Below are 21,570 nucleotides of genomic sequence, written 5' to 3'. Positions count from 1 at the left end.
TGCCAAACACTCTAGAGTTTCGTTTATTGATAGTGTCACATCCTCTGCAAAGGCTTTATAATACTCAGACTCTCTTGTGAAATTTATTATTATCTGAAAGGAAATGGGCTCATGAAAATTTTAGTTGTAGATGATTCTAATTTTGTAAGATCTTTAGTAGGAAAGGCATTGCAAATCAACATTCCAAACTTAGAATTATTAATGGCCAACAATGGAGTTGAAGGTTATAACCTTTATCGCACAGAGAAACCAGATTTGATCATCATGGACCTCTTAATGCCCGAAATGAACGGATGGGAGCTTTTAAAATTAATTAGGGAAGTCGACTCATCTATAAAAATTATTGTATTTTCAGCCGATGTTCAAAGAGCCACAAGAGATGAAATTGAGATATTCGGGATAACGTCCTTTATCCACAAACCCTTCAACAAGGAAAAATCAGAACAACTTATTAACATTGTTAAGGGGGAGTTTGGTGCTTAGTTTAATGCAAAAGGACATTCTAACCGAATTAGTGAATGTCTATATTGGTCAAGCGGCTAACCTTTTATCGGAAATGGTTTATCAAAAAATTGAATTAACACATGACAGTTTCTGAATTGGATTTTTCAGAATATAAATATTTATCCGTTTTCTCCTCAGGTCATGTAGTTTCTTCTTCGATGAGTTTCGGAAATGGATTTCAAGGTAAAGCGTTTCTAGTATTTCCCCCAGAACAGGCTAAACTATTGGTCACTGCCTGTGTAGGGGAACCTGTATTACCGGTGGAAAATGAAAACATCATCTGTTTAGTTGATACGGATTTAGATATTTTAAGAGAAATTGGCAATCTTATTATCAATGCAATTATTGGAGAGTTTGGCAACTTATTAAATATTCGAGTGGAATACTCTTTACCAGAAATTGAACTTATTTCTTTATCTGAAACTCAGAAAATCCTCTTAGAAAACGATATCTACATTCTTGTATTACATACATCTTTTACACTATCTAAAACCCGAATAACAGGAGCTGTTCTTATCGCCTTAAGTTTGAATTCTGTTTCTTTACTTTTGGAAAAAGTCAACGAACTTTCGGAGGATTTAAATGGATAGTCTACTTTCACAGGTTCTTGATCAGGTCAATATCGGTACGATCGTAGTTGATCAAAACCTAGATATAGTTATTTGGAACACCTGGTTGGAACAATTTACACATATTCTGAAGGAACAATCGATAGGACAAAAAATTAAAACTATTTGTCCTCGTTTCGGTGACAAGATTTTTCACGAGATCTTACATAAAGCTCTCTTTTTCGGACAGAAACGTTTTTGTTCTGGGGCCCTGCATCACAATTTTGTTTTACCATCTAAGAAAACTAACGATGATATGATTCGTCAAAACATGCAGATCGGTCCTGTCTATTATAATGAACACACCTATGCATTAATCCAAATCATGGATGTAACAAGTCATCTAAGCCGTGTTTACCAGCTAAAGAACGTAATAAAAACTTTGGAAGCTGAAAACGAACATATAAAAATTTCAGAAGGAATTTATAAACGCCAAGCTTTGCATGACTGTCTTACTAAATTGCCAAACAGAACATTGCTTGGTGAGCAACTTAATCTTGCAATTAGCTACGCCCAACGGAATGCAGAACTCTTGGCTGTTTTGTTTCTTGATCTTGACGAGTTTAAACAAGTGAACGACAATTTCGGTCACCCCTATGGAGATGAACTATTGCGAAGTGTATCCGAACGTTTGCAATCTTGTATTCGTAAGAGCGATCTCCTCTCACGTTTAGGTGGCGATGAATTCATAATAGTTCTATCTCAAATAAAGACAAAACAGGATGTAAGTATTATCGCCGAAAAAGTGATCCGTGCTTTCGAACATCCCTTTAAAATTTTTGACCAGGCTGTCTATATCTCAATCAGCATAGGTATAAGCCTTTATCCAAGTGATACTCAAGATCCAGAGGATCTAATAAAAAAGGCCGACACTGCCATGTATCGGAGAAAGAAATCCAGGAAAAAAAGCTTCCTGTTTTTTGATGGTGAATGGGACCTTGATCCAAGGTCGGAAATTGACTAATCAATTTCCGCTCTTGGATAGGAACCGAGAAACTTATAAAAAGTAGTTTTTCGCTTTACCATTGTTAAAGCATCTCTAACGTCCGGGTCGATCATATGACCTTCAATATCAATAAAAAAGATATATGTACCGAGCTTTCCTCGAGACGGCCTTGATTCAATTTTACTCATATTAATATCCCATAAGCTAAATATATTCAAAATGCAAGAGAGACTACCGGGTTTATGTTCGGTCGAAAAGACAATTGAGGTCTTGTTCTTATCTGCAGTGGAGTGGGCTGAATCTGAATTTTTCCCTACGACTACAAACCTAGTAAAATTATTGTCTTTGTCCTGTATATCACGAAGGGCAACTTCCAGCCCAAAGATGTCTGCCGCTTGTTCCGGACCTATAGCCCCTGCTGTGATTCCATTTCTTTTAGCTTGGTTAGCTCCTTCTGAGTTGCTGTTTGTTAAATGCAACTCGGCTTGCGGAAGTTGGCTCTCCAAAAAGAGACGACACTGACCAGCTGATTGGGGATGGGTGAAAACCTCCGTGATATCCTGCCATCTCGCTCCAGGCGTGATCATCAAGGTCTGTGAGATTGGAAGAATTAGCTCATTAATGATAAGCAAGTCCACCTCCCAAGCCAAACTATCCAGAACAACATTGACTGAGCCTTCTAAAGAATTTTCAAAAGGAATGACGGCCAAATCCAGCTCACCATGTTGTACTGCTAATAGAGTTTCTCGTATACTCGGCAAACTGACTAATTCAGCATGATTGTTATTCTTATAGGAATAAATTTGGGCAGCTCGTTGGGAAAAGGTGCCTTCCGGACCTAGAAAACCAATTCTTAGCATAAAATCCCCCCGCCGTTTAATTTCAATTATTGAGAAATGGACCTTTAAAATTAGACTTACAGATTTAGACAACCTCTAGAAGCTATTCTTCAGAAAATCAAATAACCCTTCTTGATTATTAAGTTAAATCCGTCGAAGCGCTTTTCGATAGGGATATTAAAATTAAAGCCCTGCATTTAAGCAAGGCTGGTTTCTAGAAACTTAACTCCCCATCGTAAGACGAAATAATTTTGTATAGATCAGGCCGACGGTCTCTGAAGATTCCCCACTCGAGCCGCTGTATCTCGAGTTGATCCAAGTCAAACTCAGCAACTAGAACTGTTTCTTCCGCGCAACCAGCTTCGGCAACCTTGTTCCCTTGCCCATCTGCAATAAAGGAGGATCCGTAGAAGGTAATACTCGAATCTTCGTCTACCTCAACCCCAATCCGATTGGAAGCAACCACGGGAACCAAGTTTGCTGCGGCATGCCCTAACATACAAGTCTGCCAATGGTCCTTAGAATCGATCGATCCATCTTGAGGCTCCGAACCGATGGCTGTTGGATAAAAAAGTATTTCAGCACCCCTTAAGACCATACATCGGGCGGCCTCCGGATACCATTGATCCCAGCAGACCCCAACACCGATTTTTGCATACTTGGTACTCCAGACCTTAAAACCTGTATCTCCTGGGTTAAAGTAGAACTTTTCTTCATAACCGGGACCATCAGGGATATGACTCTTGCGATATTTCCCCAGCACTTCTCCATTGGCATCTATGAGGGCAAGAGAGTTATAGCGGGCATTGTTTCTCTTCTCATAGAAGCTGATCGGTAAAACCACCTGAAGCTCTTTGGCTACTTGCCTAAAATGCTGAACAGCTTTGTTCAATTCTAACTCTGTCGCATAAGCATAATAATCGGACTTTTCCTTCTGACAGAAATACGGGGTTTCAAACAACTCTTGCAATAAAATAATTTGGGCGCCCTTATCCACTGCTCGTCTAACAAGCGCATCCGCTTTTTCGATATTTCCTTCAATGCTGCTAGAACAACTCATCTGAGTCGCCGCTACGATTACGTTTCTCACGTTTACACCTACTTACCATAAATTATAGTCAATTAGAGACATTCCTGTGTCCCCTTACCTTTTACCCCCGGGCATTTGTTGGGTTGTACAATGCACATTTCCACCCTCACGAATAATTGCCATCCCATTAACAGTGCGTATCCGTCTTTCAGGGAATAGTTCGCCCAATACTTGCGCAGTTAATTGATCGGTTTCTTTCGCTTTACCGCCGAAGATAGGCAAAATAATCCCTCCATTAACAAAGTAAAAGTTCAGATAACTCAGAGTTAAGCGAGTATTATTGTAGAATAATTTTGGGGGCTGCTGGATGGGAATGATTTCAAATTTTCTCCCCAGAGCATCCGTTTCTCTACTAAGAATCCTTAAACTTTCTTGGGTAATCGCGTAATTTGCGTCTTCAGGATCGTCACAAACTTGAATTAGGATTTTGCCTGGAGCAACAAAGCAGGCGATGTTGTCAATATGACCGTCTGTCTCATCTCCGTCTAATCCGTTTTTTAGCCAGACTACCTTCCGTATATTTAAAAATTTCTTTAACTCAGCTTCAATCTGCTCTTTCGTTAATTCCGGGTTTCGATTAGCATTCAGAAGACACTCTTCCGTCGTTAAAAGCGTGCCTTCTCCGTCCACATGGAGTGAACCTCCCTCCATCACAAGAGGAGCATCAAACCGTTTCAACCCGACAAAGTTAAGAATTTGAGGCGCTACCTGGTCGTCTAAATCCCACGGCGCATATTTACCGCCCCAGGCATTAAAATGCCAATTGACTCCTGCGACCTCTCCTCCATCATTCACCAAAAACGTTGGACCATTATCCCGAAGCCATGCATCATTATGCTCAATAGCTAGGCCTTCAATTCGCTCGTTTTTAAATAGATATGCCAACATTTCTGATTCCTCTACATCAGCAGGATTCATCACAATCGTAACAGGCTCAAATTCGGCAATAGCCTTAATAATTTCTGCATAGCCTAAGCAAACTGTTTCATAATCCTCTGGATAACACATAGACCTTTGAACTGGCCAGGAAATAAAGGTGCGCGTATGTTTGACCCATTCGGCAGGCATTTTATAGTTACAATTTATTGGATACATTGCATTCCCTCTTGTACTCATATTTTGAAGCTTTCCTCTTATTTTACTTCATGGTGCAAAGAATATAAAGTCGCTTTCATCTTGACCACGTTGTTTACCTTAAAAAATATATATTATCTCTGGCGTTTACTATAAATCAAAGGTATTTCCAAGAATTCTTTACGATAAGTATGTTGAAGTAGAAATATGGGGAGGTTTAACATGAACATTTCATCAATTTCTTCGACGTCAATTAGTTCTTATTCATCTTCATCTGGAAATGACAGTGACACAAGTCAACTTTCGAGTCAAATTAAGAATCTTCAGAAGCAGATAAATACTGAGAATCAAAGTACAGATGATGCTAAAACAAAACAGATTAAAGTTCAATTATTACAAACTCAGATAGCACAAATTGAAGCACAAATCCAACAAATACAAGCAAAAAAATCCAGCCAAAATAATAAAAGTGAGCAGACAACACCAACAAAGTCTATTATTTCCTCAAATAATAAAATTGATGTTCAAGCCTAAGAAGACCTTGATGAAGTTTAGTTTCTTGAAGACTTCAATGTTTAGTTCATAATAGGAAAAGGGTTCGTGTCAAAACCGCGAAACTCCTTTTCCTATTTACGTTATAGATCATCTTGAAAGTCGTAAATCAATTGAACAAGTAACAATAGACATCTTTTCGCCGGAATATTAAGCGTTAATGTGGATATTCTAACTAAAACCATAGGAAAAACATATAAAGGGGATAACAAACGATGCCCAAGTTTCTTTTATATCCAATTTTTACTGCAGTTTTCGCATTAATCCTAATAGTCAATGTTCCCAAAATGGAAATCCGACGTTTATCTATTTATGGAATTATTTTTGGTGGAATCATGGATGCACTGGTGCATTCCTTTGGATATGTCACCGGTTTGTTCGCTTGGACAAACTATGGACCCTTTGGCTTCATGGGTGTACATATTTTTGCCGATGTTACGTGGTCAATATTTTTCATATTATATTTCTATTTTTTGCCGCTACAGAAACCATTAAATTACCTTTTTGCTTGTGCCGGAATCTTCTTCTCTGTATTGTATTATAACCTAGTCATTGATATGGGAATCTTGAAATCAGAAAGCAGAATCCTTCTACCGTTATTAGGTTTTGTTGTTTGGTTTTCACTAGCCACTTGGGGTTTTTATAAATTGAATGCTTATATAGAAGGTTATCTAAAACCATAATAGATCAATGAAAATTATTGCTGAAAATGAAGATCATGTACCTAAATTAACATTACAATTGTTTAACTTCGTTTGCAAAAATAGATTGATATCTACGAGGAGGTAGAACTAGTTTGGAAAATACTCATAATTATATTTTGCCCAAAACCAACCTTATCGGTATTGGGGCCATTAAAGACCTGCCTAATGAATTATTGTCATGGAAGCTCAGTAAAGTACTAATCGTTACCGATAAAAACATACTAAGCCTTGGATATGTAGAAAATGTAGAAAAAATCTTGAAAAATTTATTTATCTCCTATGATATTTTTGACGGTGTATTACATCCTAACCCTACTGTTTCTTTTGTAGAGGATGGGTTAACTTATTTTAAGAAAGGACTAAATATATTTAAACGAAACTACAAGCTGGTCATTTCCGTTGGCGGGGGAACAAACCATGACTGTGCCAAAGCAATCGCTACGGTTGCCACAAATGGTGGTTCAATCATTGATTATGAAGGCTATAATAAAGTTACCCAACCTGCGCTACCCCAAATTGCCATCAATACCACTGCAGGATCCGCGGCGGAATTGTCAATGTTTGCTATAATATGTGATAATTCCAGGAAAGTAAAGATGACGATCGGCTCGCCTTATATAACTCCATTTATTTCAGTTAACGACCCTATATTTATGACATCAATGCCCAAGGAGGTTACCGCCAGCTCAGGTATTGATGTTGTTTCACATGCCATTGAAGCTTTTGTATCCACTGAAGCTTCCCCAATTACCGATTCTTTAGCACTTGATGCAATAAGATTGGCTTTTGAGTATCTTCCTCGGGCATATGAAAATGGCAATGATTTAGAAGCCAGAGAAAAGATGATGTTTGCAAGCATTATGGCCGGCATGGCTTTTAATAATGCAGGTCTAGGATATGTCCATTGTCTAGCACATCAATTGGGTGGATTTTACCATCAAACCCATGGCGACTATACCGCTGCCTTACTACCTTATGTTTTTGAATTTAACTCGGTTTCCGTACCGGAACAAAAAATTATGCAATTATGTAGCGCAACGGGAACAGTTACCCATAACAAATCTCATGCAGTTGATTTAATTATTGACTCAGTTAAGAATTTAAGTTCTAGAATTGAAATTCCTAGCAGATTAAGTGCGATGGGACTAAATGAGCGTGATATTGAAACACTGTCGCAAAATGCCTTAAAAGATATCTGTTCTTTTACCAATCCAAGACAAGGTTTTGTTGATGATTTTATTGGCATCTTAAAAGCTGCCTTCTAGGTTATATGTAATGTGAAAAGTTTACCCATCAAATCTCAAGTTCAGCGCTAAATATCCCAACATCTAAAGGAGCTTCATGTTACGTGAAGCTCCTTAGTTCTTTAGGCTGTTAACTAATTTCATCAATAAATATTAGTTTTTATGATATAATCGACATATATTGATAAAGGGAAGGGAATATTTGTGAAAAAAATTATTTTATCTATAATCACATCGCTTACATGTATATTAAGTTCACCCTTTATAACCCAAGCGAGCCCATTAGTCTATTCAACAGAACGTATAGCCGGTCAGGACAGAGTTGAAACGGCTCTTAAAATATCGCAAAAAGGTTGGGATTCCGCTCAAACAGTTATTTTATGCGAATACTCCGATTACCCGGATTCTATTGCTTCAACACCTTTTGCGGTCAGCTTAGATGCTCCTATATTACTGACCGCTGGAAACTCTATTGACCCACGCGTTTTCCAAGAACTACAGCGATTAAAACCTCAAAAAGTCATTCTTCTTGGCGGAATCGCCTGTTTACAACCTTCTATAGAAAAGGAACTTGATAATTCTGCGTTAAAATGGGAACGCATTGGCGGAATAGACCGTTACGAAACTTCGGTCCTTCTGGCCAAACACTTATCTAGCGATTCATTAATCTTGGCTAACGGGGATAATTTTCCTGATGCTTTATCAGCAGCAACGTTTGCAGGCATCAAACAGATCCCGATTGTTCTTACGTCAACAACTCTACCGGATTCTGTCATTCAATACTACCAAGAGGCTAGCCCAAAGCATTTAATCGTTATTGGGGGAGAAGTCGTCGTTCCTTCCACTGAATTAACGAGAAATAAGTTCACGGTCGAGACTCGTTTAGGCGGTCAGGACCGGTACGAAACCAATGCCAAAGTCGTTACCTATATGAAAGGTACCTATGAGTCTAATGATCTTTTCCTGGCCTCAGGGATAACATTTCCAGATGCCGTTGCTGGAACAGTCCTTGCTTCAAAAGTTAAAGCTCCCCTTTTGCTCACAGAAAAAGAAGATATTCCGCCATCAGTCTATAGTCTTATGCGTGAACATATGCAAGTTGAACCTCCATCTGAAAGCCCTAGTGATAGTTCCGATAATCCATCTAAGAAAGGGAAAGTTAACGCGACAGGGAGCCTGAATCTTAGAGATACCCCCTCACCAACAGGAAAAACTCTTGTTACCATTCCCAACGGCACAACGATTGATCTTACTGAACAACAAGGCCAATGGTACAAAACCACCTATCAATCTAAGACCGGTTGGATCTCTGCTGATTACATAACTGTCATATCGACTCCATCAACCCCATCAGATGACTCTGATACTAAGACAACGGACAATAATTCAAGCAATCAATCTCTAAAAGGGGAAATCACAGCATCAGGAGGCTTAAATCTCAGAGATACACCCTCGCCAACTGGAGCAACACTCGCCACGATTCCGAAAGGCACCACCCTTGATCTTACTGATCATCAAGGCCAATGGTATAAAACTACCTATCAATCTAAAGACCGGTTGGATCTCTGTCTGATTATGTAACCATCATATCGACTCCAAAAGGGGAAATTACAGCGTCAGGCGGCCTAAATCTAAGAGATACACCCTCGCCAACAGGAAAAACACTCATCACGATTCCGAAAGGCACCACCCTTGATCTTACTGATCATCAAGGCCAATGGTATAAAACTACCTATCAATCTAAAACCGGTTGGGTTTCTGCTGCGTTTGTCACATCTGTTTCTCCAAATAAGATCAGTTCAATTAGCTCTACCTCCACCGCAACCAGCAAAATCAGCTCTACGACTACTATCGACTTAAGCGTAAATGGCACAGTTTATATCTTAGGCGGAACAGGTATTATCAGTTCTAATACCCAAAATATTATTCAAGGAAAAGCTTCTTCTAAATATAAAGATAATCTTAAATCCTTCCCTACCCTTCCCTCAGAAATAAAAAAGCCAGACCCTCCATCCAGCGGTGGCGATGTAATTACCCCTCCCTCAACTCCCCCCTCTGATGCGCCCTCTGTTCCAACAACTTATGATCCTTCCACTGAAGTTCTCATTGATCCTTTTCAAGGAATCCCTGCTAACGCCTTAGCAGGTAAGACGATTATGATAGATCCTGGACATGGAGGACCGGATACAGGAGCAATTGGCCCTAGTCATACCTATGAAAAGGATAACACCTTGGCTATATCACTTGTCTTAAATAATATCTTAAAACAAGCAGGCGCAAAGGTTATCTTAACCCGCGATACAGATATATGTATTTGTCCCGTTACAAATTATTCTGAAACAGCGGATCTCCAAGCCCGGGTTGACTTAGCCAACAAATATAAACCCGACTTATTTATCTGCATCCATAATGATTCGTTTACCAACCCTGATGTACAGGGTACTTCAACTTTTTATTCTAAAGAAAATCCAAAAGAGAATGAGAGCATACAGCTGGCCAGCAGCATTGAATCCTCACTAATCGACACAATTAAAACAAAGAACCGTGGGGTTAAAGAAGCAAGGGATTATGTTTTACGCTATACAAGTATGCCTGCCATTTTGCTGGAGACAGCCTTTATTTCTAATCCTTATGAAGAAGCCAGGCTACAAAACTCGACGTTCCGAAAAAATGTTGCCTCTGCCATCTTCCATGGCATCTATAATTATTATAAAAACCCTTTACCGAAAGCTTAAAGTGCCCTACCAAACCCCATAATTTTTCAATGTGGATAAGTGCTTTTAGATTGACCTAATATCACTGCAAAGGAGACAAAGAAACTCAGGTGAATACTTATCAAAACGACTTCACAGCTTCTACCCCTTTAGTGTCTCAATCCCGTAGATTATGGACCGCTATCATATTAGGTGCACTGTCTGCTTTCGGGCCATTATCCATTGACATGTACTTACCTTCCCTGCCCATCTTAACCAAGGATTTGCAAACCAGCACTTCATTGGCTCAATTTAGTCTGACAGCTTGTCTACTCGGGCTCTCGGTAGGACAACTAGTAGCTGGTTCTCAAAGCGATATACGCGGGCGTCGTATCCCTCTGCTGATTGGACTGGTTAGCTATACTGTCTCATCCTTACTTTGTGCTTTAAGCCCATCCATCTGGGGATTGATTTTACTTCGATTTATTCAGGGCTTCGCAGGCTCTGCAGGCATTGCAATATCGCGCGCAATAGTAAGGGATCTATACTCAGGTTCTGAGATGATGAAGTTTTTTTCTCTTTTAATGCTGGTCAATGGCGTCGGGCCAATCTTTGCCCCAATCATCGGTGGACAATTATTACAGTTTACTTCTTGGCGAGGCGTATTCCTGGTTTTAAGTCTAGTCGGAATCGCCATGCTCCTCACGGTCTTCTTTGGTTTGCCAGAGACATTGCCTCTCCGCCGCCGCTCACAAGCTGGTCTGATGAATACTTTAACTACCTTTCGAGTTCTCATATGCGACCGCGTTTTCATGAGCTATGCTCTACCTCAGGGACTTGTAATGGCCGCCATGTTTGCTTATATATCAGGTTCACCTTTTGTCATTCAAAACATTTTTGGTGCCTCTCCCCAAATGTTTAGTGTGTTTTTCGCCATCAACGGAATCGGCATTATCATTGCCGGACAAATCACTGGTAGACTGGCAAGCAGAATTCACGGAACTAAGCTTTTTCTCAGCGGTCTAATCCTGGCTTCAATGGGCGGTATCGTGTTGCTAATCATGATTCTTATTGGAGCAGGACTCACCGCGATCTTACTACCTTTGTTCGTGCTTGTCTCGAGCGTCGGAATTGTAACAACTGCTGGCTCTTCGTTAGCCATGGAGAATTACGGTCATTCGGCCGGTAGTGCTTCAGCATTACTAGGTCTATTTTCATTTGTGATTGGTGCAATGGTCGCTCCACTCGTTGGCCTAGGTGGCGGAAATACAGCACTACCCATGGGCATAGTGATTTCTGCCACTGAGGTCGGCGCGATTCTAAGTTATGCCCTACTAAAAAGATGAATGGCCCCAGAACTTACTCATTGTATAAATCTCTCAATTTTATCAATATAAAATTGAGAGATTTATATTTTTATCTGGATTGCTAATTATAGGTGAATGATTTAAACAGGTAGGACAAAAAAATTTTAAATTAATGTTTGAATATTAAAATAAATTAAAAATGTATAATTGAGTGTCTCTTCAAATTTTTTCCTCCTTCAACTCTTATCCGTCAAATAATCCATGCACCATACCATTCATCAATCAAATATTATGTAATAAGGGGGCGATTTTTATGTCCGTTCAAATATTAAATCCTAAAAGCAAAACGGTCACCGATAGAGACGGCGACGAATCCGACTCTGTTCCTGAGGTGACCGGGAATCATGAATTAGATAATATAATAGAAATTGCTGGTTATTCGTATGATCCAAAACAAGATATATTTTATTCAACCATGGATCCTTGGCAAAGAAATATTGGATATTGTCGTTTGTACGATGAAGCGGCAGCGTTAATGGGGATGATTATAGATTGTGAACCAATTCATTTTGACTATCTTGATAAGAAATGGATGATTGGTTTGTGGAAAGGTCAGTACGACCTAGTGACTGGTTGTGAGATAGGAGTCTATACAGATGCCCATGATCTAAATATTCTGGGTCTTTTTAATGGTGCTTATTATAATTGTGCAAGCAACAATGATTTATTAGAAATGTCCTATACTTTAAAAAAGAACGGTAATACGCTCTTTACAAGAGAAGGGGAACACTGGTGGCTAACAGGTTTTAAACTAGGTGAGTTTTCCGGACCTTCAGAACTAACAATGGATATTGATATTACCTTGCATAATGTGCTTATGCGTGATGCGTTCGTAGGTGGACTATGGAATGCAGGATATTCATTGGATCAATTTACAAGAAACGGAAATACAGTGAGTTTCACTTTTGACATTCCCCATACACCGCCACCAATGACCCGAACGCCAACAATAGAACGTATCATGCAATGGAAAAACGAACAATTATGTAATAAGTATCAAGAAATTACAGGGAAGTCCAACAATATGCCAGATAAGTTAAAAGCCGTAAAGGAACTTGCACCCGAGATATACCCTAAAATTATTAGGACAGGGAAATCAAATCAATTATATGAGATGTTCCTATCTCGTTTTACTCCACAACCTACTAACCCCACATAACACTTGGATACCCCTGGCCAGCACACCAGTACAACTAAGACAGCACCGCTCTAACGCTTGGCGTCAGCCAATTTTCTTTATAAAAAGAGAAGGACTTCGTGCTGGTGACGAAGTCCCTCTCTCTTTATAATGCTCATCGATCCTTTGCTGGGATTGGCCCTCGCGAGAGAGCAATCTTACCTGTCCGTACAATTTCAATAATTCCATGATCATCTTCTAATACTTGACATAGGGCATCGATCTTTGTTTCATCACCAGAAAGTTCGATTACCATCGTCTCCCGATTTACATCAATGATTCTTGCTCGGAAAATATCAACGATATTAATGATATCTGAACGTGTCTCAACACTTGCCTTAACTTTAATCAAAACTAACTCGCGTTGGATCGACTCCACGGCCGTAAGATCCGTAATTTTGATGACATCCACTAATTTGGACAACTGGTTAACAACCTGCTCTTGCTCTATTTCATCTCCCTCGACTACAATCGTGATTCTGGTTGTATCGGGTTCCTCTGTATACCCGGCAGCAATACTTTCAATATTAAAGGCCCGACGGCTGATCAGCCCGGAAATATGCGTTAAAACTCCCGGTCGGTTTTCTACTAAAACTGCGAGTGTATGTTTCATCCCTCTGAACCTCCCAAAATCATTTGATCTAAACGAGCACCTGCCGGAACCATAGGCAGGACGTCCACTTTTTCTGGGGTCCGAATATCGACAACTACAGGGCCAGGAGTAGCTAACGCTTCTTCCAGAACTTTGTCTAGTTCCTCTGCCTTAGTCACCCTTAAGCCTGTCACACCCATAGCCTCTGCCAATTTCACAAAATCAGTATTGCCTTTAAGACTTGTATGTGAATACCGTCCACCGTAGAACATCCTTTGCCACTGAGAAACCATGCCTAATGTCTGATTATTAAAGATCAGTACTTTAACCGGAAAACCGTAATTAGCAGCCGTCGCCAGTTCCTGACAATTCATCATAATTCCGCCATCACCGACAAATAAGATCACCTTTCGATCTGGCAAACCACATTGGGCTCCAAGCGCAGCCGGAAGGCCATAGCCCATCGTGCCGAGCCCACCTGATGTAAGCAACGAGCGAGGATTTTTAAAACCAAAATATTGGGCTACCCACATCTGGTGTTGTCCCACATCTGTGACAATTACTGCATCACCTTGAGTCAATTGACTGACTTTCTCAATAACCTCTTGAGGCATCACCAAGTCTGTTTGATGCTCATAGTTTAAAGGTTTTTCCTGCTGCCAAGAGATAACCTTATCGTTCCAAGATTGAACATGTCCTTTTAGTTCAGCGGAAACATCTTTAACCCTTTCCACTAGGGCAGGTAATGACCAGTTTAGGTCTCCAACAACGCGCAGATGCGCCATTACGTTTTTGTTGATTTCAGCAGGATCAATGTCAAAGTGAACAACTTTAGCTTTCTTAGCAAACTCACTAAGGAGTCCTGTGACTCGATCATCAAAGCGAACTCCGATTCCCAACAGCAAATCACATTCCGTCGTAGCCATATTAGCTGCATAAGTCCCATGCATTCCAACCATGCCTAAGAATTGTGGATGATCAAACGGCAGACAACCCAAACCCATCAATGAGGAGATTACTGGGAAACCTGTCTGTTCAATTAAATCTCGTAAGACTGCCGAGGCACCGGATAAATTCACACCCCCGCCTACGAAAATAAGAGGCTTCTGGGCTAAACTCAACTCCTTGAAGACTTTATCGATAGTTTCTAAATTTCCTGCAAATATGGGACGATAGCCGCGCAGCTTAACCTCTTTTGGATACTGATAATCTAGAACAGCCGCAAAGACATCTTTAACTACATCGACGACCACTGGTCCAGGCCTCCCAGTACGTGCAATATAAAAAGCTTCTTTCAGGACCCCTGGTAAATCCTCTACCTTCTTAACCAAATAGTTGTGTTTTGTAATAGGCGTTGTAATGCCTCGAATATCTGCCTCCTGGAACGAATCTCTTCCGATTAGAGGAACAGCGACTTGACCAGTAATAGCCACTAAAGGAATAGAATCCATGTAAGCTGTGGCAATACCGGTTACCAGATTGGTCGCCCCTGGTCCGGAGGTAGCTATGACAACCCCAACCTTTCCAGTAGCTCTGGCATAACCGTCTGCTGCATGAACTGCGCCTTGTTCATGCTTCGTTAAAATATGTTTAAAGTTCGCTTGGTACAAAGCATCATACAGTGTCAACACTGACCCACCGGGATAACCGAACACCACGTCAACGTTTTCATTTTTCAGGGACTCAATAATTGCCTCTGCTCCAGTCATCATCAAATTAGTGACCCTCCCTTTCTTTTTATAGATTATAGTAAGATTTGAGTTTGTCAAAATCATCTCTTCCTAAAACCATAAATCTCTAGTGCAAAATCAATGAAAATATTTCAATGATTATATCATAAACTAGGGCTTTCAAATAGAGTAGTATACCATCGGATTTCAGAATAATGAAATAAAAAATAATAGGCCTCATCCTCCCTTAGAGTGATGAGGCTAAATTTCATTCGGGTAGCTTATTTAAATAGTTCCACTGCCTTATTGGCTATTCTTTCTCCAAATATTCTTGCCCTTTCTTTCTGGCCTTCATCTCCATCTTGAATGCACACAGCACCATAATGAATAAAAGGTTGTCCCTCAGCAGCGCCCGATGAATATACCATCATTCCTTTTACCAACAACTCTGCAATCAATGATAATTCTGCCACCTCGGCTCCGCCGCCGACAAATTTGGCCGTAGCAAAAACAGCGCCAAGTTTTCCACCAATATTCCTATTTGTATCCAACCATTGTTTCAATTGCCAAGCAAAGGTGCCTGCGATTGTTGGTGACCCAAAGATAACCGCTTTGGCCTCCACTAAGAATTCAGTATCGATCTCTTCGATAGACATGCATTTGACGTCTACATTCTGGGTCTTCTTCGCACCTTCCGCAATGAGGTCGGCAACCTTTTTAGTATTCCCAGTCTGGCTGTAATAAACGATGGCGATTTTCATAAAACCCCTCCTTCTTTATCCACTATTTTAACACTATTTCCATAGAAAGGAATATCTTTATAACTTAAACCTCACGAAAAATGTTGAACCCTTTGGGCTAGTCTCGACATTGATTTTCGCGTTATGTCGTGCGGCAATTCCAAAACAGACTGCCAAACCCAAACCCGTCCCCTGCTCTTTAGTAGTAAAAAAGGGTGTCCCCAATCGGTCCATGATTTCTGGATTAATACCAACACCTTCATCGTGGATGGCTAAAATCACTTCATCGTCCCTTGAAAATGTTTCTATCTTCAGGTTACCACCTTTACCCATAGCCTCGATCCCATTTCGGGCTAAGTTTAAGATAACCTGACGGATCTCCTTATGATCTAAAAGCAGATCCGGTATCGCATTTAACTTCAGAATTACCGATTTTTCTTCGTTGATAGCCTCTACCTGAACTAGGGGTAAAATGCACTCGATGATATCGTTTAGACTCTGCCGAGCGAACTCTGTTGTTTTCGTGCGACTTATCGACAGAAATTCGGTAATAATGGCATTTGCCCGATCAAGTTCGCTGATCATGAGCGGAATATACTCGCTGTATTTAGCAAAATTTTCGCCAAAAAGTTGCAGAAAACCTCTGACTGTTGTCATCGGATTTCTAACTTCATGACCGATACTTGCTGCCATTTCACCGACCAGTCTCATCTGGTCCATACGTATCATCTCTTTTTCTAATTTCTTCTGTGCGGTAACATCCCTGACAATCTTTGATGCGCCAACAATTTTCCCTGAATGATCTTTAATCGGCGACACTGTTAAATAGACATGGATAAGCTGCCCATCTTTTTTTTGACGTATGGTCTCATAATGTGTCATTGGCATACCTCGAGAAATATTCGCTAGAATCTCATCAAGCTCGATATGCTGATTATCAGGAATTAGTTTAATAATAGACTCTCCTATAATTTCCGCTTCGTGATAACCATAAATACCTTCCGCACCTCTGTTCCAGTCTATAATAATTCCATCAAGTGTCATCCCGATGATTCCGTCATCCGTTGACTCTACAATCGATGCCAAGCGAAGGGCCTTTTCCTCTATCTGCCTCCGTTCACCAATTTCTAACATAAGGTGTTGGTTAGTAATACTGCTCGCTACTTGGAAGATCACCAACCCAATGATTAATAAAGCGATAATTCCGATGATTACCGTGAAATTCCTAATACTAGCGGCGTTTTCTAAAATTTTACTTTCAGGAACACTTACTGCCATCGACCACGGGGTTGTTGTTCGGCCGATCTTTATCGGTACATAGACCTGATACACACCCTTGTTGGTCGTGGTATAGCTTATCCCCGATTTGATTGCTTCTCTCACCTGACTGTTGTTCACCGTCTTACCAATCTGTGATATGTCGTTGTGGGCAACGTACTTCCCCTCATTTGAAATAAGGCTTGCATATCCTGTCTCAAACGGCTTTATCTCTGAAACCACCTTTTGAATAGTGTCAAGAGCTATATCTATTCCTACAACGCCTACAAATTTTTCACCCACAATTAGAGGAACAACTACACTGGTTACTAATACATCTTTGCCGTTGATTGGATATATGTAAGGTTCAATAATTGTTTCTCGCTTACTTTTTCTAGGGATTAAATAATAATCTCCCGCTCCTTGCACTTGATAATTAACCAGCGGTTCTAAGTGCTCTTTCCCACTTTGTATGCTCCAATAAGGAATAAAACGGCCTGTACTGTCATAGCCAGTTTTGTTAATGAACTCAGCATCTCTACCGTCAAGCGCATTCGGCTCCCACAAAGTCCATGTCGCGACAAACTGCGGGTTATCCTTTAGAACCTTAATTAAGATCTGATTCATCGTCTCTCGATCTACATCATGGGAAAGCTTCATTTCCTGAAATGTATAAGACAGCGTTCTAACTGTATCTAAAGCAACGTCTAATTCCGCTCTAACGTAATTACCATTTTTGCTGGCTGTTTCCCTTGCAATCTGATAAGCCGAAGCTTTAGCCATGTCAACTGATTTGATGGATACAATTAGGATGACTAGACTAAAAGATAATAGCACGACTAAACCTATGGAGGCTAAAATCTTTGTTCTCAAATTCAAGTTTCTGAACATTACTGATTTTCCCTACCTCTCGCCGATCTATTCCTAATCGAAGTACAGATACTTCTCAGATAATTGGATAAAGTTACCCAACTAGCAGTATATCATGATATTTTGAGGAACCATGTAGGAAATTAAGATATTTTTTTCTAATTAGAAATATTGATATTGCCATAATCTAAACCATATATATCCCAGGCATAAATCAGAGCATAAAGAGGGCCCAAGCTGCGTATGAGCACAGCTTGGACCCTAAAAATTGAATGATTGCCAATATCAAAAGTATGAAAATAGAACATACCACTCATGATCTGATATCTGATAATCCATTAGGCTTATTTCTCTGCTTTGCTTCGATCAAAGTGAGAATTTAACATAATCAAACGCCCAATCTCAGCTCGATTATCCCTAGTCGTCCGTTTCTCTGTCAAATTTATTCGTTTAATATGACAGCTGAAGGAGTTTCTCGACTTTGTCAATATGTCTATCCATTCTTCATTGGAAAACAAGGTGGTTACCTGAGTATGGTCCTCGAACATCATAAAATATTTATCAGGATAATCCGTCTCGATGACATCTAAAATTCCTTCCAGAAAATCCTTGACATACTTTTTATTATTCGCTCTTTTGTAATCAGCTAAATCATTCATAAAATACCTCACCAGCAAATTGAATGTTTCAAACAACCATTTTTTTAGGATAAGCGGGCTTTAAAATCTTCATAACCAAATTGTCTAACGATCTTAATGCCTTCGGCTTCATTAAAGCGGGCGATAGAAGGGAGATTCACGCCATTGAACATATTGTTCTTCACCATAGTATAGTGGGCCATGTCACAAAATACAAGTCTGTCACCAGGTTTTATCGGTTGTCTAAAAGAATAATCGCCAATGATGTCTCCTGCAAGACATGTATGACCACCGAATCGGTAGGTATAAGGATGTTCACCAGGCATTCCAGCATCGATTATATTAGGCCTATAAGGCATTTCAAGCACATCCGGCATATGACACGCTGCTGAAGTATCTAATATAGCAATCTTCATGCCATTATCCACTATATCAAGAACCTTAGCAACTAGAAATCCAGTATTCAAAGCGACAGCTTCACCAGGTTCTAGGTATATATCGACTCCATATTTATCCTGAAAAAAAGTAATTGAACGGACCAAAGTTTCAATGTCATAGTCAGGCCTGGTAATATGATGCCCTCCACCTAGGTTAAGCCATTTCATTCTTTTTATAAACTCACCAAATTTTTGGTCAACAACTTGAATTGTACGGGCAAGAGTATCCGAATTCTGTTCACACATTGTATGAAAATGCAGTCCCTCAATGCCATCAAGCTCCTCAGGCCGAAAATTAGACAGAGTCACACCCAGTCTTGAATATTTATAGCAAGGATCATAGATAGGCGTCTCTATCTCTGAATATTCCGGATTTACCCGGATGCCGCAGCTTTTCTTTGTTTTATTGTTCTTAACTTTAGCTTTGAATCTATTCCATTGATCAAAGGAATTGAAGACGATGTGATCACAATTTTCAAGAATTTGATCAAATTCTTGGTCAACGTAAGCTGGCGCATAAATATGAACTTCTTTGCCTAATTCTTCTTTACCAAGCCTAGCCTCGAACAATGAGCTTGCAGTTACCCCTTTGAGATATTTGCCCACTAAAGGAAATACGGAATACATCGAAAATCCTTTTAATGCAAGAAGAATGCTGCATCCCGTACGCTGTTGGACGGAATGCAGGATTTCAAGATTTCTTAATAATAGTCTCTCATCCACAATATAGCAGGGGGATGGAAGTGTTCTGAAATCGATGTCCATCCATTTCACCTCAGTCAAGGAGAGTTGGCGAGAAACTTTCTTGCCACGGTAAACCGCATTTATTTAACGCTTCCATAAACGGATCAGGATCAAATTCTTCAATATTAAATACCCCAGGTTTTTTCCAGATACCCTTGAGCATTAACATTGCACCAATCATGGCCGGCACCCCTGTTGTATACGAAATGGCCTGCGACCCGACTTCGGCATAACATTCCTGATGATCACAAACATTATAAACATAATACGTCTTGGGTTTTCCGTCTTTAATCCCTTGCATAATGCAGCCGATATTCGTTTTCCCTTTAGTTCTTGGCCCTAGGGATGCTGGATCCGGGAGCAATGCCTTTAAAAATTGCAAAGGAATGATCTGTTGTCCTTCAAAATTAATAGGCTCTATCGAAGTCATACCAACATTTTCAAGTACTCGTAAATGATTCAGATAATTGTCCGAAAAAGTCATCCAGAATCTTATCTGCTTAATTCCCTTGATATGAATTGCAAGGGATTCTAGTTCTTCATGGTACATAAGGTAAATGCTTTTGGGACCTATCTCCGGAAGATCATAAACTTTCTTCACAGAAAGAGGGTCGGTTTCAACCCACGAACCGTTTTGATAATACCGTCCATTTGCTGTAATTTCACGAATATTGATTTCTGGGTTAAAATTTGTGGCGAAAGGATATCCATGATCGCCAGCATTAGCATCTACAATATCAATCGAATGAATTTCATCAAAATAATGTTTTTGGGCATATGCACAAAACACACTGGTAACTCCAGGGTCAAAACCACTTCCTAATAGTGCAGTTATCCCTGCCTGAGCAAATTTGTCTCGATATGCCCACTGCCATTTGTATTCAAATTTAGCAATATCGGGCGGTTCGTAATTCGCAGTATCCAGATAATGAACTCCAGTCGCAAGGCAAGCATCCATAATTGTTAAGTCCTGATAGGGGAGCGCCAGGTTAATGACGATATCAGGCTTAAAGCTGTTTATCAAGTCAATGACCATTTCGGTATTATCAGCATCGAGCTGTGCTGTATGAATGATTGTTTTACTTCCGGCCAATTTTGTTTTGATCGCTTCGCATTTTTCTACAGTTCTACTGGCAATACAGATTTCCTCAAATACGTCTGGATTTTGACAACATTTATGAATTGCTACGCTAGCAACTCCGCCAGCGCCGATAATCAAAGCTTTTCCCATTTCAGTACCTCCAAATCACTTTTACTAAATTAACAATGCAAATTATACATAAATCACTATAAATAATCAAGAAAAATAACAAAAAACAAGTATTATTAGGCATTAGGAGTAATTTTCGGATATATGCTCAGATCTATTGCATATCTCATAAACTTCTTAAAATCTCAATCTATTTTAGTTTTTGTAATTTCAGCTACGAAGACTCAATCTCAAAAAAGAGCCGCCTTATATCAATTTTATGAATAATTATTCTTTTAGGTCTTTCTATTTTAATAGCAAAAAGCATCCGCCTTCATATAGCAGATGCTCGTTAAGTGAGCTTCAATGGTGGGCAGGGATGGATTCGAACCATCGTACCTCGCGGAACAGATTTACAGTCTGTCGCCTTTAACCACTCGGCCACCTACCCATTTATTTTGTGTCTTCAAAGCTTTATAGTTATTTACCGGAGTACTTTATTGGTGACCCGTACGGGATTCGAACCCGTGTAACCGCCGTGAAAGGGCGGTGTCTTAGACCGCTTGACCAACGGGCCATAATCTGTATCCACAATCTAGATCCGAAAGGGTGGAACCCTGTCGTTTGGACGGAGA

General features: G+C 40.0%; 22 protein-coding genes, 2 tRNA genes and 1 pseudogene. 12 read left to right on the top strand and 13 right to left on the bottom strand.

Annotation, left to right across the window (positions count from 1 at the left end):
• Positions 1-111: 111 nt before the first annotated feature.
• Genes DOT_RS20370 through DOT_RS20360 form a run of 4 tightly spaced genes read left to right on the top strand, consistent with a single transcriptional unit; the run spans position 112 to position 2,076 of the window.
• Positions 112-483: a response regulator gene (locus DOT_RS20370; RefSeq protein WP_009622980.1), complete on the top strand. Its 372-nt coding sequence runs from the start codon at positions 112-114 to the stop codon at positions 481-483.
• Entirely contained in the window at positions 476-598 is a 123-nt protein-coding gene (locus tag DOT_RS32505; protein WP_009622978.1) for a hypothetical protein, read from the top strand. The genes DOT_RS20370 and DOT_RS32505 overlap by 8 nt, the downstream gene beginning before the upstream one ends.
• On the top strand, positions 585-1,094 hold the full coding sequence (locus DOT_RS20365; RefSeq protein WP_202798715.1) for a chemotaxis protein CheC: 510 nt from the start codon (positions 585-587) through the stop codon (positions 1,092-1,094). Before DOT_RS32505 ends, DOT_RS20365 begins: the two co-directional genes overlap by 14 nt.
• Positions 1,087-2,076, top strand: coding sequence for a GGDEF domain-containing protein (locus tag DOT_RS20360; protein WP_009622974.1), 990 nt, complete (start codon positions 1,087-1,089; stop codon positions 2,074-2,076). Before DOT_RS20365 ends, DOT_RS20360 begins: the two co-directional genes overlap by 8 nt.
• On the opposite strand, the gene pheA is transcribed toward DOT_RS20360, so the two are convergent.
• From pheA to DOT_RS20345, 3 genes are all read right to left on the bottom strand, one after another.
• A complete protein-coding gene (gene pheA, locus DOT_RS20355; RefSeq protein WP_009622972.1) occupies positions 2,073-2,918 on the bottom strand; it encodes a prephenate dehydratase in 846 nt (281 codons plus the stop codon). The genes DOT_RS20360 and pheA overlap by 4 nt on opposite strands.
• Before the next feature lie 193 nt (positions 2,919-3,111).
• Positions 3,112-3,987 (bottom strand): N-carbamoylputrescine amidase, encoded by an 876-nt coding sequence (gene aguB, locus DOT_RS20350; protein WP_009622970.1) that lies wholly within the window; start codon positions 3,985-3,987, stop codon positions 3,112-3,114.
• A gap of 54 nt (positions 3,988-4,041) precedes the next feature.
• Positions 4,042-5,082 (bottom strand): agmatine deiminase family protein, encoded by a 1,041-nt coding sequence (locus DOT_RS20345; RefSeq protein ID WP_009622968.1) that lies wholly within the window; start codon positions 5,080-5,082, stop codon positions 4,042-4,044.
• Between the two features lie 201 nt (positions 5,083-5,283).
• Here DOT_RS20345 and DOT_RS20340 point away from each other — a divergent pair, with 201 nt between their 5' ends.
• The 5 genes and pseudogenes from DOT_RS20340 to DOT_RS32815 form a co-directional block, all read left to right on the top strand.
• Entirely contained in the window at positions 5,284-5,595 is a 312-nt protein-coding gene (locus tag DOT_RS20340; protein WP_009622966.1) for a FlxA-like family protein, read from the top strand.
• A gap of 233 nt (positions 5,596-5,828) precedes the next feature.
• A complete protein-coding gene (locus tag DOT_RS20335) occupies positions 5,829-6,296 on the top strand; it encodes a hypothetical protein (RefSeq protein WP_009622965.1) in 468 nt (155 codons plus the stop codon).
• A 113-nt stretch (positions 6,297-6,409) separates the two neighbouring features.
• Positions 6,410-7,582: an iron-containing alcohol dehydrogenase gene (locus tag DOT_RS20330; protein WP_009622963.1), complete on the top strand. Its 1,173-nt coding sequence runs from the start codon at positions 6,410-6,412 to the stop codon at positions 7,580-7,582.
• 183 nt (positions 7,583-7,765) lie between these two features.
• Positions 7,766-9,142 carry a cell wall-binding repeat-containing protein gene (locus DOT_RS32820; RefSeq protein WP_009622961.1) on the top strand — a complete coding sequence of 459 codons (1,377 nt, stop codon included), beginning with the start codon at positions 7,766-7,768 and terminating at the stop codon, positions 9,140-9,142.
• Positions 9,127-9,273, top strand: a pseudogene (locus DOT_RS32815) (hypothetical protein); the annotation flags it as partial. The gene DOT_RS32820 and the pseudogene DOT_RS32815, both read left to right, overlap by 16 nt.
• 23 nt (positions 9,274-9,296) lie before the next feature.
• Here DOT_RS32815 and DOT_RS32810 read toward each other — a convergent pair.
• Entirely contained in the window at positions 9,297-9,434 is a 138-nt protein-coding gene (locus tag DOT_RS32810) for a hypothetical protein (RefSeq protein WP_009622957.1), read from the bottom strand.
• 283 nt (positions 9,435-9,717) lie between these two features.
• Here DOT_RS32810 and DOT_RS32805 point away from each other — a divergent pair, with 283 nt between their 5' ends.
• The 3 genes from DOT_RS32805 to DOT_RS20315 all read left to right on the top strand — a co-directional run bounded on the left by DOT_RS32805 (position 9,718) and on the right by DOT_RS20315 (position 12,780).
• A complete protein-coding gene (locus tag DOT_RS32805) occupies positions 9,718-10,296 on the top strand; it encodes an N-acetylmuramoyl-L-alanine amidase (RefSeq protein WP_009622955.1) in 579 nt (192 codons plus the stop codon).
• Positions 10,297-10,385: 89 nt separating this feature from the next.
• Complete coding sequence (locus DOT_RS20320) at positions 10,386-11,600, top strand: multidrug effflux MFS transporter (RefSeq protein WP_050809922.1); 1,215 nt, start codon at positions 10,386-10,388, stop codon at positions 11,598-11,600.
• 274 nt (positions 11,601-11,874) lie between these two features.
• Positions 11,875-12,780 carry a DUF4474 domain-containing protein gene (locus DOT_RS20315; RefSeq protein ID WP_009622947.1) on the top strand — a complete coding sequence of 302 codons (906 nt, stop codon included), beginning with the start codon at positions 11,875-11,877 and terminating at the stop codon, positions 12,778-12,780.
• Between the two features lie 133 nt (positions 12,781-12,913).
• Here DOT_RS20315 and ilvN read toward each other — a convergent pair whose 3' ends face one another.
• The 9 genes from ilvN to DOT_RS20270 all read right to left on the bottom strand — a co-directional run bounded on the left by ilvN (position 12,914) and on the right by DOT_RS20270 (position 21,512).
• Complete coding sequence (ilvN, locus tag DOT_RS20310; protein ID WP_009622945.1) at positions 12,914-13,411, bottom strand: acetolactate synthase small subunit; 498 nt, start codon at positions 13,409-13,411, stop codon at positions 12,914-12,916.
• Complete coding sequence (ilvB, locus tag DOT_RS20305) at positions 13,408-15,105, bottom strand: biosynthetic-type acetolactate synthase large subunit (protein ID WP_040413071.1); 1,698 nt, start codon at positions 15,103-15,105, stop codon at positions 13,408-13,410. The genes ilvN and ilvB overlap by 4 nt, the downstream gene beginning before the upstream one ends.
• A 236-nt stretch (positions 15,106-15,341) precedes the next feature.
• Positions 15,342-15,821, bottom strand: a complete 480-nt coding sequence (locus DOT_RS20300) for a flavodoxin domain-containing protein (RefSeq protein ID WP_009622942.1) — start codon at positions 15,819-15,821, stop codon at positions 15,342-15,344.
• 57 nt (positions 15,822-15,878) lie between these two features.
• Entirely contained in the window at positions 15,879-17,948 is a 2,070-nt protein-coding gene (locus DOT_RS20295) for a PAS domain S-box protein (RefSeq protein WP_040413070.1), read from the bottom strand.
• Positions 17,949-18,271: 323 nt separating this feature from the next.
• Positions 18,272-18,586 (bottom strand): hypothetical protein, encoded by a 315-nt coding sequence (locus DOT_RS20290; RefSeq protein ID WP_009622933.1) that lies wholly within the window; start codon positions 18,584-18,586, stop codon positions 18,272-18,274.
• 44 nt (positions 18,587-18,630) lie between these two features.
• On the bottom strand, positions 18,631-19,767 hold the full coding sequence (nspC, locus tag DOT_RS20285) for a carboxynorspermidine decarboxylase (protein ID WP_009622927.1): 1,137 nt from the start codon (positions 19,765-19,767) through the stop codon (positions 18,631-18,633).
• Between the two features lie 10 nt (positions 19,768-19,777).
• Positions 19,778-20,977: a saccharopine dehydrogenase family protein gene (locus tag DOT_RS20280; protein WP_009622925.1), complete on the bottom strand. Its 1,200-nt coding sequence runs from the start codon at positions 20,975-20,977 to the stop codon at positions 19,778-19,780.
• A gap of 325 nt (positions 20,978-21,302) precedes the next feature.
• A tRNA-Tyr gene (locus tag DOT_RS20275) sits at positions 21,303-21,386 on the bottom strand.
• A 50-nt stretch (positions 21,387-21,436) separates the two neighbouring features.
• A tRNA-Glu gene (locus DOT_RS20270) sits at positions 21,437-21,512 on the bottom strand.
• Between the last annotated feature and the right edge of the window lie 58 nt (positions 21,513-21,570).

The organism is Desulfosporosinus sp. OT, assembly GCF_000224515.1.
GTDB lineage: Bacteria > Bacillota > Desulfitobacteriia > Desulfitobacteriales > Desulfitobacteriaceae > Desulfosporosinus.
This window is presented reverse-complemented; position numbering and strand designations above follow the sequence as displayed.

Coding starts and splice junctions, on each gene's coding strand:
- DOT_RS20370 (WP_009622980.1), top strand. CDS start 112: ATGAAAATTTTAGTTGTAGATGATTCTAATTTTGTAAGATCTTTAGTA.
- DOT_RS20365 (WP_202798715.1), top strand. CDS start 585: ATGACAGTTTCTGAATTGGATTTTTCAGAATATAAATATTTATCCGTT.
- DOT_RS20360 (WP_009622974.1), top strand. CDS start 1,087: ATGGATAGTCTACTTTCACAGGTTCTTGATCAGGTCAATATCGGTACG.
- pheA (WP_009622972.1), bottom strand. CDS start 2,918: ATGCTAAGAATTGGTTTTCTAGGTCCGGAAGGCACCTTTTCCCAACGA.
- DOT_RS20345 (WP_009622968.1), bottom strand. CDS start 5,082: ATGTATCCAATAAATTGTAACTATAAAATGCCTGCCGAATGGGTCAAA.
- DOT_RS20340 (WP_009622966.1), top strand. CDS start 5,284: ATGAACATTTCATCAATTTCTTCGACGTCAATTAGTTCTTATTCATCT.
- DOT_RS20335 (WP_009622965.1), top strand. CDS start 5,829: ATGCCCAAGTTTCTTTTATATCCAATTTTTACTGCAGTTTTCGCATTA.
- DOT_RS32805 (WP_009622955.1), top strand. CDS start 9,718: ATGATAGATCCTGGACATGGAGGACCGGATACAGGAGCAATTGGCCCT.
- DOT_RS20315 (WP_009622947.1), top strand. CDS start 11,875: ATGTCCGTTCAAATATTAAATCCTAAAAGCAAAACGGTCACCGATAGA.
- ilvN (WP_009622945.1), bottom strand. CDS start 13,411: ATGAAACATACACTCGCAGTTTTAGTAGAAAACCGACCGGGAGTTTTA.
- DOT_RS20300 (WP_009622942.1), bottom strand. CDS start 15,821: ATGAAAATCGCCATCGTTTATTACAGCCAGACTGGGAATACTAAAAAG.
- DOT_RS20295 (WP_040413070.1), bottom strand. CDS start 17,948: ATGTTCAGAAACTTGAATTTGAGAACAAAGATTTTAGCCTCCATAGGT.
- DOT_RS20290 (WP_009622933.1), bottom strand. CDS start 18,586: ATGAATGATTTAGCTGATTACAAAAGAGCGAATAATAAAAAGTATGTC.
- nspC (WP_009622927.1), bottom strand. CDS start 19,767: ATGGACATCGATTTCAGAACACTTCCATCCCCCTGCTATATTGTGGAT.
- DOT_RS20280 (WP_009622925.1), bottom strand. CDS start 20,977: ATGGGAAAAGCTTTGATTATCGGCGCTGGCGGAGTTGCTAGCGTAGCA.